The organism is Pseudoalteromonas sp. T1lg88 (assembly GCF_002964765.1).
Lineage (GTDB): Bacteria > Pseudomonadota > Gammaproteobacteria > Enterobacterales > Alteromonadaceae > Pseudoalteromonas.
In genome coordinates, this window is record NZ_PQCF01000006.1 from 380,552 (window position 1) to 399,829 (window position 19,278).

16 protein-coding genes and 1 pseudogene are annotated in these 19,278 nt (G+C 50.0%); 8 read left to right on the top strand and 9 right to left on the bottom strand.

The window, feature by feature from the left end; genetic code table 11:
• Positions 1–40: 40 nt before the first annotated feature.
• Both metL and metB read right to left on the bottom strand, forming a co-directional pair.
• Positions 41–2,386: a bifunctional aspartate kinase/homoserine dehydrogenase II gene (metL, locus tag C2M34_RS03475; RefSeq protein ID WP_105258076.1), complete on the bottom strand. Its 2,346-nt coding sequence runs from the start codon at positions 2,384–2,386 to the stop codon at positions 41–43.
• Positions 2,387–2,401: 15 nt separating this feature from the next.
• Complete coding sequence (gene metB / locus C2M34_RS03480) at positions 2,402–3,562, bottom strand: cystathionine gamma-synthase (RefSeq protein ID WP_105258077.1); 1,161 nt, start codon at positions 3,560–3,562, stop codon at positions 2,402–2,404.
• Between the two features lie 177 nt (positions 3,563–3,739).
• On the opposite strand from metB, the gene metJ reads away from it, so the two are divergent.
• On the top strand, positions 3,740–4,060 hold the full coding sequence (metJ, locus tag C2M34_RS03485; protein ID WP_105199341.1) for a met regulon transcriptional regulator MetJ: 321 nt from the start codon (positions 3,740–3,742) through the stop codon (positions 4,058–4,060).
• Between the two features lie 63 nt (positions 4,061–4,123).
• Here the strand turns inward: metJ and C2M34_RS03490 are convergent, their stop codons facing one another.
• Together C2M34_RS03490 and rpmE are read right to left on the bottom strand one after the other, a co-directional pair.
• Positions 4,124–5,371 (bottom strand): malic enzyme-like NAD(P)-binding protein, encoded by a 1,248-nt coding sequence (locus C2M34_RS03490; protein WP_105258078.1) that lies wholly within the window; start codon positions 5,369–5,371, stop codon positions 4,124–4,126.
• Positions 5,372–5,978: 607 nt separating this feature from the next.
• Positions 5,979–6,194: a 50S ribosomal protein L31 gene (rpmE, locus tag C2M34_RS03495; RefSeq protein WP_105188542.1), complete on the bottom strand. Its 216-nt coding sequence runs from the start codon at positions 6,192–6,194 to the stop codon at positions 5,979–5,981.
• A 193-nt stretch (positions 6,195–6,387) separates the two neighbouring features.
• On the opposite strand from rpmE, the gene priA reads away from it, so the two are divergent.
• The 5 genes from priA (at position 6,388) to C2M34_RS03520 (ending at position 11,768) form a co-directional block, all read left to right on the top strand.
• Entirely contained in the window at positions 6,388–8,640 is a 2,253-nt protein-coding gene (gene priA / locus C2M34_RS03500) for a primosomal protein N' (protein ID WP_105258079.1), read from the top strand.
• A 19-nt stretch (positions 8,641–8,659) separates the two neighbouring features.
• Entirely contained in the window at positions 8,660–9,193 is a 534-nt protein-coding gene (locus C2M34_RS03505; protein ID WP_105258080.1) for an SPOR domain-containing protein, read from the top strand.
• 297 nt (positions 9,194–9,490) lie between these two features.
• A complete protein-coding gene (hslV, locus tag C2M34_RS03510; RefSeq protein WP_105199337.1) occupies positions 9,491–10,009 on the top strand; it encodes an ATP-dependent protease subunit HslV in 519 nt (172 codons plus the stop codon).
• A gap of 13 nt (positions 10,010–10,022) precedes the next feature.
• Positions 10,023–11,351 (top strand): HslU--HslV peptidase ATPase subunit, encoded by a 1,329-nt coding sequence (gene hslU, locus C2M34_RS03515; protein WP_105199336.1) that lies wholly within the window; start codon positions 10,023–10,025, stop codon positions 11,349–11,351.
• 42 nt (positions 11,352–11,393) lie between these two features.
• Complete coding sequence (locus tag C2M34_RS03520) at positions 11,394–11,768, top strand: gamma-butyrobetaine hydroxylase-like domain-containing protein (RefSeq protein ID WP_105199335.1); 375 nt, start codon at positions 11,394–11,396, stop codon at positions 11,766–11,768.
• A gap of 97 nt (positions 11,769–11,865) precedes the next feature.
• Here C2M34_RS03520 and C2M34_RS03525 read toward each other — a convergent pair.
• Both C2M34_RS03525 and C2M34_RS03530 read right to left on the bottom strand, forming a co-directional pair.
• Positions 11,866–12,893 (bottom strand): annotated as a pseudogene (locus C2M34_RS03525) (MJ1255/VC2487 family glycosyltransferase).
• Entirely contained in the window at positions 12,890–13,414 is a 525-nt protein-coding gene (locus C2M34_RS03530) for a phosphatase PAP2 family protein (RefSeq protein ID WP_105199333.1), read from the bottom strand. The pseudogene C2M34_RS03525 and the gene C2M34_RS03530 overlap by 4 nt, the downstream one beginning before the upstream one ends.
• 181 nt (positions 13,415–13,595) lie before the next feature.
• On the opposite strand from C2M34_RS03530, the gene rraA reads away from it, so the two are divergent.
• Together rraA and C2M34_RS03540 are read left to right on the top strand one after the other, a co-directional pair.
• Entirely contained in the window at positions 13,596–14,117 is a 522-nt protein-coding gene (gene rraA, locus C2M34_RS03535; RefSeq protein WP_105199332.1) for a ribonuclease E activity regulator RraA, read from the top strand.
• Positions 14,118–14,124: 7 nt separating this feature from the next.
• Complete coding sequence (locus C2M34_RS03540) at positions 14,125–15,177, top strand: formimidoylglutamase (protein ID WP_105258081.1); 1,053 nt, start codon at positions 14,125–14,127, stop codon at positions 15,175–15,177.
• 27 nt (positions 15,178–15,204) lie between these two features.
• Here the strand turns inward: C2M34_RS03540 and C2M34_RS03545 are convergent, their stop codons facing one another.
• From C2M34_RS03545 to C2M34_RS03555, 3 genes are all read right to left on the bottom strand, one after another.
• Complete coding sequence (locus C2M34_RS03545) at positions 15,205–16,935, bottom strand: EAL domain-containing protein (protein WP_105258082.1); 1,731 nt, start codon at positions 16,933–16,935, stop codon at positions 15,205–15,207.
• A 64-nt stretch (positions 16,936–16,999) separates the two neighbouring features.
• Positions 17,000–18,226, bottom strand: coding sequence for an imidazolonepropionase (gene hutI / locus C2M34_RS03550; RefSeq protein WP_105199330.1), 1,227 nt, complete (start codon positions 18,224–18,226; stop codon positions 17,000–17,002).
• A 173-nt stretch (positions 18,227–18,399) separates the two neighbouring features.
• Positions 18,400–19,161 (bottom strand): NADP-binding protein, encoded by a 762-nt coding sequence (locus C2M34_RS03555; RefSeq protein WP_105258083.1) that lies wholly within the window; start codon positions 19,159–19,161, stop codon positions 18,400–18,402.
• Positions 19,162–19,278: the final 117 nt, after the last annotated feature.

Genomic DNA, 19,278 nt, shown 5'->3' on the forward strand with positions numbered 1-19,278 from the left:
AGCAAATGCTGGCTTTTTTATTTCTCAACCTGAGTTGGCGTTAGCTTAACTTACTAGCAAGCCAATATAGATCTGAGTGTACTCCCGCGGCGGTCACTTCCTTGCCCGCTCCCGGCCCTTGAATAACCAAGGCATTATCCTGGTACCAGTTGCTGTTAACGACAAAGATATTGTCACCTGGCTGCAAACCCGCCAAAGGATCGCTTGTCGGCACTGCCACCAGTCCTACCTTGGCCTCGACTTTCCCCTGTTCAATACGCAAATCGGCGTTGTAGCGCAGAACCTTCTGCTCCGCTGCGGCTTGCTGCGCCCGCGTCGCCACAAATTCATCGAGCACATCTAAGTTAGTCTGGCACTCCTGCCAACTGCCAGCGGCCAGCTGAGTTGGCATTAAGGCGCTAAGCTCAATATCATCCAGTTCCAGCTCTAAGCCCAGTTCACGGGCGAGTATCAATAGCTTACGCTGTACATCGCGCCCGGATAAGTCTTCACGGGGATCCGGCTCGGTAAAGCCAAGCTCCTGCGCCTTAAGCAAGAGCTGAGAAAAAGACTCGCTGCCATCATATTGGCTGCACAGCCAGGACAAGGTGCCGGAAAAAACGCCCTGTACTCGGGTCACCCGGTCGCCACTATTTTGCAGATCAGCCAGGGCAAAGTTAATGGGTAATCCCGCGCCAACGCTGGTGTTATAACGCCACTGCAAATTACGCTGAGCCAGATCCTGCTTCAAACTCTGATACCAGGAAAAGGGAGCGGTACCGGCATATTTATTGGCGCTGATCAAATGGCAATCGGCCTTGGCAAATTGCGGATAAAGCTGACTAAAGGCCTCACTGGCGGTGATATCGATCACCACCTTATGTTCATAGTCTAGCTGCGCCAGACGCGATAACAGTTCATCCTTGGTATAGGGCTGAGCACCTTGCTCCCAGGCTGTTTGCCATTGCTCGGTATCTAGACCGCAAGGGTCAAAAAGCAGGGTTTCACTGCGCACTAAGGCCACCACCCTGACATCGATATGCTGACGTAAACGCGCCAATTGCTGGGTAAATTGCGCCACAAATACCTCACCAACATTACCCAAACCGGCCACCACCACGGCCAACTGCCGCTGAGCGCCAAGCAAACGCTGATGTAAATAGCTCAAGCTATCGGCTCCGATTTCTTCATCGGTTAACTGTAAGCAGTAACCTTCACCCACATGCGTAAAACGGCCATTTAGATTAAGCTCTCTCAAACCCTGCTCTACCTGCTGCTGGCATTTTTCCAGCTCTCGCTGCGGTGCAACCAGGGCGAAACCGTTAACATTGGACTCCAGCAATTGGGCACGCTCACCAAAGTGATGCAATAACTCAGCACTGTGCTGCTGCGGTACCACCAGATGCCACACACCTTTCACATCACAGTCGATAAGGCTGATCTGTAGTTGACGCCGTAGCAGCTCCAGCTCACCCTGCTCTAAGTGAACAAGCTTAATAACGTCTTGCTGCGCCAAGGTGGTAATAAAGTGCTTATGCTTACACCCCCCCTCGCGCACCACTTCGGTACCTAGGGCATCGCTATCATAAGAGCTGCGCACCGCCAGTTTGATATTGGTGCCATGCAGGGGAGACAAGGTCTTGGCATGTAAAACCGGGTTACCCAGAGCCGCCAATAATTGCGCTTGGGCGCGGCAGATTTTATGGTACTTCTGCGCGCTTGCAACCTTTCTCGGGTCGGTGCTAAACACCCCTTGAGTATCCGTCCAGATACAGACCTCATCGACATCCATATAACGGGCAAATAAAGTGGCACTGTAATCACTGCCATTGCGTCCCAAGGTCACCGTCTGACCTTGTTGATCGGCGGCAATAAAGCCGGTGATCACATTAATCTTATCCGCGCCAATAAGGCGCTGACATTGTTGCTCATTCACACGATGCAACAACTGCCCTTGTTGAGCGCAGAGTAGTTGGCGTGCATCTAACGCCTGTGCCTCTACGCCGAGTTGCTGCAAATAGCTGGATAACAAACGCGCCGACCAGAGTTCACCATGAGCCAGCAGCGCTGCCTCTTGCAAGTTTCCTTGCTCAAATCCTAGCCATACATTCGTTAATTCTTGTTCCAGCTGAGTTAACACCTGAGCTTTGCGCTCGCCGCTTAGCAGCTCCTGGATCAGCTCCTGCTGGTGATTGCGCAACAGGCTTATCACATCCATACCGCTATGCTGATCTTGCTGCTCGAATGTCTGCCAGAGCTTAACCAGGGTGTCCGTGGTTTTACCAGCGGCAGACACCACCACTATGTCACCGACCTGACTATGAGCGAGAACAATATTAGCAACCGCATGATAACGCGCCGCACTGCTTAGGCTAGAGCCACCAAATTTATGTACTACCTTGGCCATTTTATCTGCTCCAGCCTAGCTCTGATGAAGTTGTGCAAAAGCACGTTCAAGGTCGGCGATCAAATCTTCCTGATCTTCAATACCCACAGAAATACGAATAAGGGTGTCACCCACGCCCGCCGCTAAGCGTGCTTCCTTGTCCATGCCCGCATGAGTCATGGTCGCCGGATGACAAATTAGGCTTTCAACACCACCCAAGGACTCGGCCAGGGTAAATTGCTGCACTGAGGTGAGGAACTTGGCGCTGTCTTTTAGTTCGCCTTTGATATCAAAGCTCACCATGCCGCCAAAACCACTTTGCTGCGCTTTAGCTAATTGGTGCTGTGAGTGACTTGCCAAACCAGGATAGTAAACCTTTTCTACCTCAGGGTGTTGCTGCAAGTATTCGGCGATAGCCTGGGCGTTTTCCTCATGCTGACGCAAACGCACTTTCAGAGTACGTAACCCGCGCAGAATCAGGTAACTGTCAAAAGGCGCACCGGTAATACCAATATTATTGGCCCACCAGGCCAGCTCTTCGCCAAGCTCAGGAGTTTTACAAACCACAGCGCCACCGACCACATCCGAGTGGCCGTTGATATACTTGGTTGTTGAATGCACCACGATATCGCAGCCCAGCAATAATGGGTTTTGCAGCGCAGGTGACAAGAAGGTGTTATCCGCTGCCACCAAAGCACCCACTTGAGCTGCGGCCGCGCATACGGCCTTAATATCGGTCAGGCGCAATATTGGGTTACTAGGGGTTTCAATCCATACCAATTTAGGTTTGGCATCGATAAGCTGCTGATAACACTCGGCAGTGGTGAAGTCCACCACCTTCACTTTTAATAAACCGCGCTTGGCCAAGGAGGTAAATAATCGGTAGCTGCCGCCATAACAATCATGGGGGATCACCAAGGTATCTTCGGGCGTCAGCAACTGTGTTACCAGGTGCACCGCCGCCATGCCGGTAGCGGTAATGATGCCACGAGCGCCGCCTTCAAGCTCGGCCAAAGCCTCTGCGAGAATATCGCGATTGGGATTACCGCTGCGGCCATAGTCGTACTGACGTTTGGTATCAAAATCGGCAAAAGAATAGGTAGTGGATAAATAAATTGGGGGCACAACTGCACCATGATGTTGGTCGGCTTCAATGCCGTGGCGCACCGCTATGGTTTGTTTACTTAACTTAGGCATAGTGCCTCCAATCAGAAATGGATGTTTAGACGTCCAAAAGGTTAAAATATCCAAATATAGAAGTCAAAACATTTATACGTCTAAATAGCTATATGAGGAATATTTGACTATCCTTTCCAACACGATAGAATTTCGCCCTTATTGATGCCTAAGTGACCAAAGAACAAGACGCAAATTATGGCCAAGTGGAATGGTGAGTATATTCACCCTTATGCGGAACACGGTAAGAAAGCCCAACAGGTAAAAAAAATTACCGTTTCAATCCCGCTCAACGTTTTAAAAGTATTAACAGATGAACGCACTCGACGCCAGGTGAACAACCTGCGTCATGCCACCAACAGTGAATTGCTCTGCGAAGCATTTTTACATGCTTTTACCGGACAACCGCTGCCTGGCGATGAAGACTTACGTAAGGATAATCCGGAGAAGGTGCCGCAAGAAGTGCGTAAGATCATGGCGGAAATGGGCTTAGAGATCCCAGAGATCGGTGATGATTGATTTTCCAAACACATAAAAAAAGCCCCAAGCAAAACTTGGGGCTTTTTTTTGGCGACAAGGAAATTACTTATCGCTCATATAATCCTCTGGCAGCTCGATTTGCGCTACACCAGTTGCTACTGCGGCTTCGGCTACCGCCTTAGCAACGCGAGGCAATAAACGCGGATCCATTGGCTTAGGAATAATGTACTGCGGGCCAAACTCCAGCTCGGTCACACCTGATGCGGTCAATACCTCTTGTGGTACCGGCTCTTTAGCTATACTACGAATAGCTTCAACAGCGGCAATCTTCATTTCATCATTAATAGCCGTTGCGCGCACATCCAGGGCGCCGCGGAAGATAAACGGGAAGCACAGAACGTTATTTACCTGGTTCGGGTAATCAGAGCGACCGGTTGCCATGATCAAATCTTGACGGGCAGCGTGCGCCACTTCTGGCTTAATTTCAGGATCTGGGTTTGAACAGGCAAATACCACTGGCTTGTCGGCCATCAGCTTTAACTCGTCCGCAGAAAGTAGATCTGGACCAGATACACCCACGAATACATCGGCATCGGCGATCACGTCTTGCAGAGTGCGTTTATCCGTGTTGTTTGCGAACATTTGCTTATATTCGTTCAGGTCGTCACGACGAGTGTGGATCACACCTTTACGGTCAAGCATATAGATGTGCTCGCGCTGGGCACCACATTTAATCAACAGCTCCATACAGGCCACAGCCGCTGCACCAGCACCTAAACAAACGATCAAGGCATCGTTGATATCTTTACCCTGAATCTCAAGAGCATTAAGCATGCCCGCCGCAGTTACAATGGCGGTACCATGTTGGTCATCGTGGAATACAGGTATATTACAACGCTCGATCAGCGCTTTTTCAATTTCAAAACACTCAGGTGCCTTGATATCTTCAAGGTTAATACCGCCAAAGGTATCGGCAATATTTTCAACCGTGTTGATAAAGTCTTCCGTGGTGCGGTGTTTAACTTCGATATCGATTGAATCAAGGCCGGCAAAGCGCTTGAACAATAAGGCTTTACCTTCCATTACAGGTTTTGTTGCCAACGGACCTAAATTACCCAAGCCTAAAATTGCCGTGCCGTTAGAAATAACCGCAACCATATTGCCTTTCGCAGTGTATTTATAGGCATTGTTGGCATCGGCGGCAATTTCGCGCACCGGCTCAGCCACACCTGGGCTGTAGGCCAAAGCTAGGTCATTGACCGTTTCCGCACTTTTAGTCAGCTCAACGCTGATTTTGCCTGGAACGGGATAAGCGTGATAATCAAGAGCTTGTTGACGAAAGTCTGACATGAAAAAGTATCCTGCTAGAAATATTGGTGAGAGATCAGGTATCAGGCAACAATACTGCTTTTCCGGCTATATTCCAAGTAATATCAGGTCTATCCTGTTACGCGAAATTAAGCGGTTTTAGCATCATTATCCCGGTTAATTATTTTAATTTCCCCTAGCATGAGCGATATTCCCATGCCTTTTTTGGGTCAAAAAAAGCAATAAAAACTGCGTTAATCATAACTAAAGATATAAAAAATGCAATTCATATAACGATAGCGAATAAAAACAAAAAAAATGCAACGATTTAACTGGATTTACCCACACATCTGCATGTTCATGCTTTTTAGCTGCATTATCGCCGCTTTTCATTAATACCTTTACAAAGAGTAAATGCAAAATGGCTTATATCAATACTGGGAATGGACCAGAGTAATTGTGTTAATCAAGCGATCAGAGAGCAAACAGGATAGGATACCAATTCACTTACTTCTAGCGGGCTAAATATCATGCTCACGGCGTTGGAATTTTTCTATGTAGAAGACAGAATTGGTATTGGATAGCTGCCGTAAAAAGTAAGAGGCACAAAAAAAGCACCCTAGGGTGCTTTTTTCTAATAAGCAATGAATTACTTCTTGCTGCTAAGCGCACCGAAACGCTTATTGAAGCGGTCAACACGACCACCTGTGTCAAGAATCTTCTGCTTACCAGTGTAGAAAGGGTGACACTCTGAACATACGTCAAGGTGAATGTCTTTACACAAAGTTGAACGAGTTTCGAACTTGTTGCCACAAGAGCACGTTGCATTGATTGCTTCGTACTTAGGGTGGATACCTTCTTTCATGGGGATTACCTCTAAATAGGCCGTATCGCTCTCCAAACCCGAAGTTCGGCACCATACGCGTTAGTTTCAATGTGCCAAGACCAATAATATTCGCTCAGCACCCTTAAGGCCGCGTATTTTATTGAACTCCTGTTTAATGTTCAAGCATTAATTGCCGCTATTCACCTTGCCATGAATTTAGTACATTAACAGCATGTCTGATGCTGTGAGTTCACCCTTGTCGTCTTTACCAAGCGCCCTACAAACCGACCTATTGCCAACTCAGGAAGAATGCTATGTGGAAGTGGCAATCAAGGTGCCTCTGCACCGCAGTTTTGACTACCTGGTCGACCCTAAGCTGGCGGCAAGCCTTGAGCCCGGCATGCGGGTTTCTGTGCCCTTTGCTAACCGCCAGGTGACCGCCTTGGTATTGACTCGTAAGGCCAGTACCGAACTACCCAAAAGCAAGGTTAAGGCGGTGCTTGGGGTGCTTGATAGCGCCCCTATTATCGACGCCACTCATATACAATTGCTGAAGTTTACCGCCCGTTATTATCACTACCCCCTAGGTGAGACTATTTTTACCGCTCTTCCTAAGGCGCTGCGCCAGGGCGACGACATAGATAAAACCAGCATTAACTATATTAAGCTTACCGAAAAGGGCCGCGCCTTACCCACCCTAAGGGCGAAAAAACAACAGTCGCTGATGTCGCAGTTAGCACAGTCCGGTAAATCGCCGGTAACCGAGGTAAAAGCCCTGGGCTTTACCAAAGCCACTATCGATGCCCTAGTTAGTAAAGACCTGGCCGAGATAAGCATCGAATTTTCCAGTCATTGGCGGGACAATGAAATAAAGGTAGCAAGCAAGCCACGACTTAACGCCGAGCAGGCGGTGGCCTGCAGCGCCATCAATCAAAGCTCGGGCTTTACCAGCTTTTTACTCGAGGGCGTCACCGGCAGCGGAAAAACCGAGGTGTATCTGCAATGCCTGGAAGAAGTAATAAAACAGGGGAAACAGGCGCTGGTACTGGTGCCGGAAATCGGCCTGACGCCGCAAACGGTTAACCGTTTTCGCCGCCGCTTCCCCGACACCCCGATTATGCTCTGGCACTCGGCACTGACCGATAACGAGCGCCTGCAAACCTGGCGCTTTTGCCAAAAAGGCAGCTGCGCCATAGTCATAGGTACCCGCTCGGCCATTTTTATGCCGTTTTTATCCTTGGGCATGATCATAGTCGATGAGGAGCACGACGCCTCATTCAAACAACAAGACAGCCTGCGTTACCATGCCCGCGATCTGAGCGCCTATCGCGCCCAACAACATAATATTCCGCTGGTTTTAGGCAGTGCCACACCAGCATTGGAAACCCTTCACCGGGCAATTGAGGGCAAATACCACTTGTTGTCATTAACCCAGCGCGCCCAAACCAGCAGCGATAACCACTTTGAGCTTATCGATATCAAGGGCCAATATCTACAGGCGGGTTTAAGCCATGCCAGCCTGGCCTATATGCAAAAAGAGCTAAGCCGCCAAAAGCAGGTCATGGTGTTTCTAAACCGCCGCGGCTTTTCACCTTCGCTTATCTGTCACGAATGTGGCTGGCTTAGCGACTGCCCCCGTTGCAGCACCAGCGCCACCTATCATAAATCCATGCGCCGACTGGTCTGCCACCACTGTGGCGAACAAACGCCGCCACCAATGCAATGCCCGGACTGCGGCAGCACACAGATACACCCGGTAGGCCTGGGCACGGAGCAACTGGAAGAAGCCTTAACGACCCAGTTCCCTGACATTGCCATCAGCCGCATAGACAGGGACTCAACCCGTAAGAAAGGCAGTTTGGAAGAAGAGCTCGAACGTATCAACCAAGGCGGCGCCCGTATTTTAGTGGGCACGCAAATGCTCGCCAAGGGTCACCACTTTGCCGATGTCAGCCTGGTGATTATTCTCGATGTCGATGCCGGACTGCATTCCTGCGATTTTCGCGCCACCGAACATCTGGCACAGTTGCTTACCCAAGTGGCCGGGCGTGCGGGTCGAAGCGGTGAGCCGGGCACAGTCTTATTGCAAACCCACTTTCCCGAGCATCCGCTATTGCAGGATCTGGTTAATAACGGTTATCAACATTTTGCCCGCTACGCCCTGCAGGAACGACAGGAAACTGAGCTGCCACCTTACAGTCATTTGGCCTTATTACGCGCCGAAGCCCACGATTTATCGCTAGTACTTCGTTTTTTAACGGATTTAGTTCCCGCAACCCGCATCCCTAAGATACAATTATTGGGACCGATCCCCGCCCCCATGGAGCGCGTTGCTGGTAAATTTAGATACCAGCTGCATATTCAGGGTGCCGATCGAGGCGCATTACACGCCTTTGTGGCGCAACTTATCGATTACCTAGGTTCGCATAAGCTGGCACAAAAGGTGCGCTGGAACTTAGACATTGACCCTATAGATATGATGTAAAGAGAAGCAACACACAGGTATGGCTCAACACGACTACATAAATCGCAAAAGACCCCAGCGCGGTGCTAAGAAAAAAGCACCGCCGAAAAGGAAGCTGCCTATCTTGCTAATTATCGCCGCCATTATTTTATTCGCGGGCTTTGGCTATGGCCTGTGGTATATCAAGAGTAATGCCGACCCACAAGCCGTGGAACAGGTAAAGCAACCGCCCAAGCAAGAGCCGAAAGCCGTTATAAACAAACCGGAAACACCGGAGTTTATCAATGAGATAAAGCAGGCCGAGATAGAGGTTGAGGTCAAAGAAGTTGAGCAAAAAGGCCCTTACGTTATGCAGTGCGGTTCATTTAGAACCTATGCTCAGGCGGAAACCTTAAAAGCGAAAATTGCCTTCACCGGCCTGGTCGCCGAAATCCGTCATACCGAAGGCACTAACGGTGTCTGGTATAAAGTACGCTTAGGCCCATACGCCACCAAGCGCGGTGCCGAGAGTGATAAAAACAAACTAAAACGCCAAGCCAAAATCATGGGCTGTGGCATCTGGCTGTGGCAATAAGTCTCAGCCCCCCGCAAAAACACAGCCAATCCGCGGGGTTTTCGCCTTATACCAATTCTGTTTAGTATGTGAGCAGATATAGCGCTGGATAAATGATGTGATAACAAGGCGGAATTTTTCTTATGTAGTTATGCGTACATAGAAAAATTCCAACGCCGTGAGCATGATATTTAGCCCGCTAGAAGGCTTAGCTATTTAAGTGAATTGGTATTATACCTTGAAATCCCCGAACCTCGCCCATACTTCCTCGCTATTAGACTCAGCAAAGCCCAGTTTGATTTGGGGCAAAGGATTCACATGACTACGATAGTTTCTGTACGCCGCGAAGGCAAAGTCGTTATTGGCGGCGACGGCCAGGTTTCCCTTGGCAACACGGTAATGAAGGGTAACGCCCGCAAGGTACGCCGTTTGTTTAACGGCAAGGTGATCGCCGGTTTTGCCGGTGGCACAGCAGACGCCTTCACCCTGTTTGAGCGTTTTGAAGCCAAGCTGGAAATGTATCAGGGAAATCTGACCAAGGCAGCGGTGGAAATGGCCAAAGACTGGCGCAGCGACCGTGCTCTCAGACGCCTTGAAGCCCTGTTGGCGGTAGCCGATGAAACAGCCTCACTGATCATTACCGGTAATGGCGACGTGGTACAACCCGAGCACGACCTTATTGCCATCGGCAGCGGCGGCAACTTTGCCCAAGCCGCAGCTATTGCACTGTTAGAGAATACCGAGCTATCAGCACGAGAAATCGTTGAAAAGAGCCTTAAGATAGCCGGTGATATTTGCGTATTCACTAACAACTTCCAAACCATTGAAGAATTGTAATTAAGGAGCAGCCATGTCAGCCATGACTCCCAGAGAAATCGTCCATGAACTTGATCAACACATTATTGGTCAGGCTAATGCCAAAAAGGCCGTCGCCATCGCCCTTAGAAACCGCTGGCGCCGGATGCAGCTTGATGAAGCCCTGCGCCAGGAAGTAACTCCGAAAAACATCCTGATGATAGGCCCAACCGGTGTGGGTAAAACAGAAATTGCCCGCCGTTTGGCCAAGCTTGCCAATGCTCCTTTCTTAAAGGTTGAAGCCACCAAATTCACCGAAGTGGGCTATGTTGGTAAGGAAGTTGAGACGATTATTCGCGATCTGGTCGAAATTGCCTTTAAAATGGTTCGCGACCAACAGGCTAAGAAGCACAGCTTCCGCGCCGAAGAAGCGGCCGAAGAGCGCATTCTTGATACCCTGTTACCACCGGCAAAAGACAGCTGGGGTGAAACACAGCCAAGCGAGAACAACTCAACGCGCCAAGCATTCCGTAAAAAGCTGCGCGAAGGCCAGCTGGATGACAAAGAAATTGAGATCGATATTGCCGAGCAAGGTGCCAATGTTGAGATCATGGCGCCTCCAGGAATGGAAGAGATGACCAATCAGCTACAGAGCATGTTCCAAAACATGTCTGGCGGCAAAACCAAAAAGCGCAAGCTGAAGATCAAGGAAGCCTTTAAGCTCCTGGTTGAAGAAGAAGCGGCGAAATTGGTCAACCTGGAAGATGTGAAAGAGCTGGCCATTGATGCAGTTGAGCAAAACGGCATCGTCTTCCTAGACGAAATCGACAAGATCTGTAAACGTGGTGAGAGCAGTGGTCCGGATGTAAGCCGTGAAGGCGTACAGCGCGATCTGCTACCTCTTATCGAGGGCTCTACGGTGAGCACCAAGTACGGCATGGTAAAAACCGACCATATCCTGTTTATTGCATCGGGTGCATTCCAAATGGCCAGACCGTCGGATCTGATCCCCGAGCTACAAGGTCGTCTGCCGATTCGTGTCGAGCTTGACGCTCTAAGTGCGAACGACTTTAAACGCATTCTCACCGAGCCTCATGCGTCATTAACGGAGCAACAAATCGCCCTGTTAAACACCGAAGAGGTGAGCGTTGAATTTACCGAGGATGCCATTGAAAGCATTGCTCAGGCCGCGTGGCAGGTTAATGAGAAGACCGAAAATATCGGTGCCCGTCGTCTGCATACTGTGATGGAGCGCCTGATGGAGGAGATCTCCTTCGAGGCCAGTGATAAAGCCGGTACAACCCTAATCGTGGATGGCGATTACGTTAACCAGCATCTGGGTAATCTGGTTCAGGATGAAGACTTAAGTCGCTTTATTCTATAAGCGTAGGGGCCTTGCGCCCCTTCTTTGTTTTAAGGGAACAGTATGCTGGTCAAGACGTTACATTATCATCGCCGTACCAAGGTATTGGATATTCATTTTGATAATGGCGAGCAGGTAAGTCTAAGCGCCGAGTTTTTGCGCGTGCACTCGCCCTCTGCCGAGGTGCAGGGGCATCACCAGGGGCCACCAAAGCTGGTAACCAATAAAAAGGCGGTGGCTATCGGTGAAATTGAGGCCATTGGCCACTATGCGGTACGACTGCACTTTGATGATGGCCACCAAAGTGGGCTCTATAGCTTTGGTTACCTTGCCGAGCTTTGCAGCCATGCCGAGCAACTCTGGCAAACCTACCTTGAGCGCTTAAAAGCGGCTAATGCCCAGCGCGATGCCAGCATTGCTATTCGCGTCACTCCCTAAGTGAAAGGCGCGATACACAAGCATTAAAAAAGCCGCATCTGCGGCTTTTTTGTGTTCAGTGAAGAGCAGTAACAAAACTAGTTCGAGCAATAAAGAGCTAGAGCACGCCCTGCCAGAGTTGCTGATTCAGCCTTTGTCTATCCTGCCATTGTCCCGCCATCAGCCAGGAAATAAGTGGCGCCGGATCATGAGGGAAGTTGATGCGCTCTTTTTTATCCATATTAAGCCAATCATCGAGGGCGTCCTGATCCAGAAAATGCATCACATGGGCGCGTTCCATATTTTGCAGAGTCAAGGCATTAGAGTGCTGTTCAAACTGACCGTTAAGAGGTTTCAACAGCAGTTTTTTACCTAGGGTCAGGGCTTCGCTCGACAATTCAAAGCCGGCATTAGCAATAACACCACTGGCACTGGCCAGATCCCGTAAAAAACCCAGCCTGGACGGTTTACGTAAATGGATATGGGCCTCGGATCTATCTTCCGCTTTAGGGTGGTAGCAATAAAACTCCTTGCCCGGGAAGTCCTTGAGATAGGCAATAACCTCATCGAGATCTTCAAAGGGTAGATAAACCAACACCTTGTTATCCACATATTCGCTGTCGACCGGCCCGGCATGCTCAATAAAAGGCGGAATAATGGAGTCATCAAAAGGCTGCCAGTGCACGCCCAGGTAAACATCGGCGGGCGCAAAGTTACGTATCATGGCCTTAGTAAGTATGTTGTCGCCGGTCACAGGCACACTGTTCGAGAGAAACGCGGCCTGATGACTCATGCCCACCACGGGTACCTTTGGCGCTTGGCGGCCCAGGCAGTAACAGGCTCGAAGTCGTTCATCACCAAATCATACTGCTTAAGGTTTAGCTCGCGTATATCTTTAATTAGCTCGCACACCTTGGCATTTTTCAGCGTTTTTAAACCATTTACACGGCCGCGTTCGGTAACAAAGGTTAAGCCTTGACGGGCCTGGAAAGAGCCAAACTCCTGCATATCAAAATATTGGTCGCGACTGCGCCCGGAAAACAAATAATCTACTTCCACACCAGCCTTGGCAAATGCCTTTGCCATCACCCGAGCGCGGGTGGTATGGCCATTCCCTGTGCCTTGTACGCCATAAAGAATCTTCATAAAATCCCTGTGATAAGTAATGCAAATACGGCGCAGCCGTACCCAAGTAACGAGCCTAAAACTATGTCTAACGGGTAATGCACCCCGAGAAACACCCGCGAGCAGGCCACCAGTGTCGCCCAAGCATATAAATAGGGTGCAAGCTGCGGATAAAAATGACCAACAATCACCGCAAATACCCAGGCCCCGGCACTGTGCCCCGAGGGCAGACTAAATTTATCACTGGGACGAATATGGGCATAACGGGTTAACACATCACAGGGACGGACACGCTGGAACAGGTTTTTGGTGAAAAAGTAGATAGGCCGCTCAATGGCATAACCAAGCAGCAAGACCAGCAGCAAGGTAATTTGCTCCGGCGTGCTGTAAATCAACAAATAAAGTCCAAACAAAGCATACAAGATGCCGTCGCCGGATCGCGACATCAAACGAATGCCATGATGCTGCCAACGCCGGTACCTAGCTCGAAACAACACCTTAAATAACGCCCGATCAAAACGATCCAATTGCGCAAGTATCATGCTCTTTCGCCTGAAATATGTTCATAGCTTTGAATATAGTCAGCAAAAATAACAGATACATGACGTTTTTTAGACAGTAATATGTCTAACTTTTTTGTTGCTCTTTATAGGTCAATACCTTAGCTTGCTAAGCCCCATAACCTAGGTATACTTGAGACAACAAAGTCTCTAGGAGAGTCCGATGGAATATAGTACCTCTGAACTGTGTGATCACTTTGCTGATGTAGTCGATGTACTCGAACCTATGTTCATTAATTTTGGTGGCCGCGGCGCCTTTTGCGGGCGTATTCGCACCATCAAGTGTTTTGAAAGTAACCAGCTTATTCGCGAAGTTTTGCAACAAGACGGTACCAATTCGGTACTCTTAGTCGATGGCGGTGGTTCAACCCGTCGCGCCCTAATCGACATAGAACTGGCGGAACTTGCGGTGGAAAACAATTGGGAAGGGATCATTGTCTATGGTGCCGTGCGTCATGTCGATGAGCTCGAAGAATTAGAGCTGGGCATTCAAGCCATTGCCTCCATTCCCGTGGCCGCCGATAACCTCGCCCCTGGTGAAGAAGGCGTTCCGGTTAATTTCGCCGGCGTTTCCTTCTATGAAGATGATTATCTCTACGCCGATAGCACAGGTATTATTATCTCCGCCGAAGAGCTTGAACTCGAATATGTCGAGGACGATGAGCTTATTGGCCTAAACGATTAATGCCGCTATGGAATATGCAGTTAATATCTATGACGAACAGAGCATTGCCGATTTAGTCGCCGCCCGCAGCGCCGAGCAGCGAGTATTTCAGAGCATTGCCCTGCTCGATACCGAGGTGGAATTTAGCCAGGCGCTAAAAGACGCCAAAGATTTCGGTATTCGCTATGTCGTTGTCGGCATTCCCGAAGACATAGGCCCCCGGGCGAATCTCGGCAAAGGCGGCGCAGACCAAGGTTTTCGTGCCTTTTTGTCGAAGTTCCTCAATATTCCGGTTAATGAATTTACTCCGGTACAGGATGTCTTACTACTCGGTGAGGTCGATTGTGCCGATCTGCAACAGCAAAGTCAGGCTCTCGATAACGGTAATGCCGACGATTTGGCGAAGTTACGCACCTTATGCGGCGAACTGGACCAGCGTATCGAGCCGGTTATTACCGCCATTTTCGAGGCTGGGCTGACGCCCATAGTTATTGGCGGTGGCCATAACAATTGCTACCCACTGCTGGCGGCCAGCGCCAAGCATTACAATACAGCTGTTAATGCCATTAACCTTGATCCACACGGCGATTTCCGCGCCCTTGAAGGTCGCCATAGCGGCAATGGTTTCCACTACGCGGCGGCAGAAGGTTACCTTAAGCACTATCATGTGGTGGCGCTGGATCAGCAAAAGAATAATGCTGCCATCCTAGCGGCTATGGCGCAGCATCAAAGCACCTACACCAGCTATCACAGCCTTAAGGTGTTGGCACAAACCTCGATTGTGGAAAGTGTTAATGACGCCCTGGACAGCTTTACCCACCAGGCACCATTGGCCATAGAGCTGGATATAGATGCCATTACTTTGGCACCGGCCAGCGCCTTAAATTATCGTGGTATGTCTTTGAATGATGCCGAGCAATATGTTTATAACGCCACCTGCGACAGCGATGTGGCCTATTTGCATTTATGTGAAGCGGCGCCGAGCCAGGACCCTAATGGCCTTAGCGCCGGCTTTAATGCCGCCGGGCAACTGCTTAGCGCTTTAGTGATCGCCTTTTTACGCGCTCGCTACCACAGCTAAGAGCCTGAGCTAAGCACTTGAGCGCCTCTACCAGCTAGGGGCGCTTTGCTGTTCCACTTTTTGCTGCCATTGACGTGTCCAGCTCAATAAGCCATCTGCCGGCAAGGGGTGGGTAAACACATAACCCTGAGCCCCTTGCACATTAAACTCTTTTACATAGCTTAACTGCGTCGTTGTGCCAACACCCTGACAAATCACTTGGGCATTTAGGTGGCGGTGCATATCGATTAAGCCGTTTAAAAGCGCTTTGTTGTTACTGGTGTAGTCGACATCAGCAGTCAGACTTGGGTCAACTTTAACGTATTCGAGATTGATCTTCGGCAACTTGGCCAAGAACAACGGTGTTTCACCCATGCCATCCAGACACAAGTGGATCCCCTTCTGATGCAAACGGGTCAATAACGCCAAGCCGCGCTTATCCAGAGACATAAGCACCGTCAGCGGACATTCGATAATTAAATCTCCCGCCTTTAGCCTGTGCTCACGCAGAATGCGGCCGGCAAACTCAACAAACTCATCGTGCAGTATTTCTTCACCGAAGAGATTGACGCTCACCGGCATGCCCAAGCCTTCCATCTTCAGTCCCTTAGCCATTTCGGCCGCGCGCTCAAGCACATGGAAGGCCAGCTTATAACCTCGGCCCACGGCACGTAAATCGCGGATAAAGTCTTTCGCTTCAACCATGCCACGCTCCGGATGCTGCCAGCGCAGCAGTAATTCAGCATAAAGGGGCTTATTCCCTTCTAGACCAATCACCGGTTGGAAATACAAAGAGAAGTCTCGCTCAAAGTCTACCGCGCTCAGCAAGCGTAGTTGCTGCTGATGAGCGGCAGCCTGCTGCTCAAGGGAGTCATGATAATGGCAAATACGTTGCTGTGGATGAAATTCGATGGCCCTGTAGCCCTGCTGTAGTAAATCATCCAACGAAGTGTCACCGGCCATACCGGTACTTAGGGCGATATGTGGCTTAAGCTCCACCACCCCGTGACGAGAATTAAAGGGTTTTTGCAGCACCGCTGCTATGTCTTCGGCTAGACGCTCATGGCAATGACTGTCCGGACTGATATCTATCACCAGGCCATAACACAGAGGCGCGACCTGAAAAACTTCAATGGCAAACTGCTCTCGCAGCTGCAGATTCAAAACGCTTGGCTGCGCTGCCACCTTATTAATACGCGCCAGACTTTGCATCAAAACCAGTTCGGCAAACTCCTGACCTAGTGAGCGATTTAACTGCTCATAGCCTTCTACCTGTAATAGCAAGAGGGCAACCTGATGATTATTCTTTTGGCGCCACAGGTTGTATTGAGTAACCGCCTGGCCCCAGGAAATAACGGGCAGGCTGCGGGCGTTTAGTTCATTATGCTGAGCCTTTAACAGCTGTTCATCATCGTTGCCTTCCAGTTCCATAAAGGCCATAACTTGCAATATCAAAGGCAGGATGCACAGCCAGGAAAAATGCAATGGCCACACCAGATTGAGTGTAACAACCAGTAATTGCAGGGCCACTAGCGCGCCCCGCACCTGCAGTATTTGAGGTGCTTGATGGCGGTAAAACCACCACCAACGTGCGGTAAAGACTAAAATTAAAATACCGCTGGCGACATGCCATTGACCACCGACATAGGCCAATCCCGCAAGCGAATAGCACATCGCACTGATGCCGTCTTTACGTTCGCTGATCAACACCAGGCTGATCAATAAGGCCATTATAAATAAGCCACAAATAAAGGCACCAAGATGAATACTGGTTATCATAAGTTTTTATTATCACTGTGTGAGTGGCCGAGATCCCGGCCACTTAGGATTTAGTCACTTATGATTAAAAAGCCTTACTTAATACCCCCTGAATCCAAAGCTTTTTCAACGGATTTGTACCGAATTCATAACTTAATTGCGATGGGTGTTCAATATCCCATAAAGCGATGTCGGCACGCATATTAGCAGCCAACTGACCACGGTCATTCAGACCCAGAGCCTTAGCAGCATATCGCGTTACTCCGAGCAGGCTTTGCCCTGGCGTTAAGCGGAACAGGGTGCAGGCCATATTCATCATTAATTGCAGCGAACACAGGGGCGAAGTACCCGGGTTGAAATCGGTAGCAATGGCGATCGGCACCTCATAGCGCTGCAATAGCTCGATAGGTGGGTACTTGGTTTCACGCAGGTAGTAAAAGGCCCCAGGCAACAGCACGGCAACCATGTCTGCGTCCTTCATCGCCTTCACACCTGCTTCATCCAGGTGCTCCAGGTGATCCGCCGACAATGCCTGATAACGCGCGGCCAAGGCCGTGCCATGCATGTTAGATAACTGCTCGGCGTGCAGCTTTACATTAAAGCCCAGCTCTTTGGCACGCTTAAATACGCGCTCGGTCTGTGCCTGATTAAAACCGACATTTTCACAAAAGACGTCAACCGCGGTGGCTAGTTTTTGCTGCGCTACCGCCGGCAGCATCTGCTCGCATACCAGATCGATATAACCATCGGCATCGCCCTTGTACTCAGGTGGCAGAGCATGAGCACCCAAGAAAGTGCTTTCGATATGCACTGGGTGGTGCTCCTGAAGCAGCGCCGCCACTTCCAGCAACTTAATCTCGCTGGCCAAATCCAGACCATAGCCCGACTTGGTTTCCACCGTGGTAACACCCTCACGCATAAGTGCATCAAGACGCTGCTTGGCTTTGGTAAAAAGCTCTTGTGGCTCGGCCGCACGCGTGGCGCGTACCGTGGTGGCAATACCGCCGCCTTGTTGAGCGATGCTTTCGTAGCTTTCGCCCTGCAGACGACGCTCAAACTCCTGAGAGCGATTTCCACCGAAGATAATATGGGTGTGGCAGTCAACCAAGCCAGGCGTCAACCAGGCACCGCCAGCGGAGTACACGGGTAACGACAGCAGATCCACTTGTGGCATCTCAGCCATGGGGCCCACCCAAGCGATCTTATCGCCGCTTAGCAATACGGCGCCGTTTTCGATAATACCGTAGTCATCATTTTCTGATGCAACCATGGTCGCGATATTGGCATCAATAATAACCTGATCAATTTGCATGCGGCTCTCCAAAATTAGCCCTACTTGTATAGACAAGAAAATATGCGCCATGTTACACAGCGCCCGTGGGCAGCGCAAAATTTATAGGCGCGACATAAAACCTGCGTTTACCGAGACTGTTAAGTTAATTGTGCAATTATCTTTGCACTTGCCTTTGCGCTTTGCTGCGCACCTTAGATATCGCGGCTGTAGGTAAAGCCAAGGGCCTGGATGGCGTTGCCATTTATCACTCGCGCCACCGCCTTTTCGGCGCTAAATTGTGGCATTTCACTTCCCAAACGCTGGCAATGCCCACGGTAGTAATCCTGTTTTGATGGGTGGCTTGGGTGTACCAGATTATAAATAGGCTGCGCTTGTGGATAGTGTTGAATCAAGGTCAGAATGCCGGCTATTACATCATCGCGATGGACCATATTGACTACATCCTCAGCATGGGAGGATAAGGTTTTACCGGCAACAAAGCGGCCGGGCTCCCGCTGCGGCCCAACCAGGCCGCCTAAACGCAAGACCTTGGCACCGCATGCCAACGCAACTTGTTCCGCCTCGCTCAGACCTTGCTGACGCGCTGTTTCCAGCGTTAACGCACTGTGCTCATCATACTGGCCATTTTGTTGATCATAAATCCCGGTACTGGAGCACAACACAAAGCCTTTGCCCTTAAGTTCTTGATAGAGGGCCAAGGCCTGTTTCAGGCTTTGCTGATAATTACTGGGTTGGCGTCGGGCGCCCGGGCTCATGGCGCATACCCAATAAGCATCGGTGAGCGAGACATTGTGTACCAGGGTGCCGTCATCTTGCAGTGCAAACTGGCGCTCATGGGCTTGGGGCCCCAGCTCTCTGTGTGTAGCCTCTACCTGCCAGCCCTGAGCCAGAGCAGCTTGTGCCAAGGCCTCACCGAGCCAACCGGCGCCGATTATCACTAGTTTCTTATCCATTTATTGCCACCATTTGCTGCAGGAGCCAAGCCGTGCAGCATATCTGATAGGGTTTATGCACATCATACTATTGCCGCCACAAAGCAAACAAGAGCCCCAATTATTGCTGCAGATCAA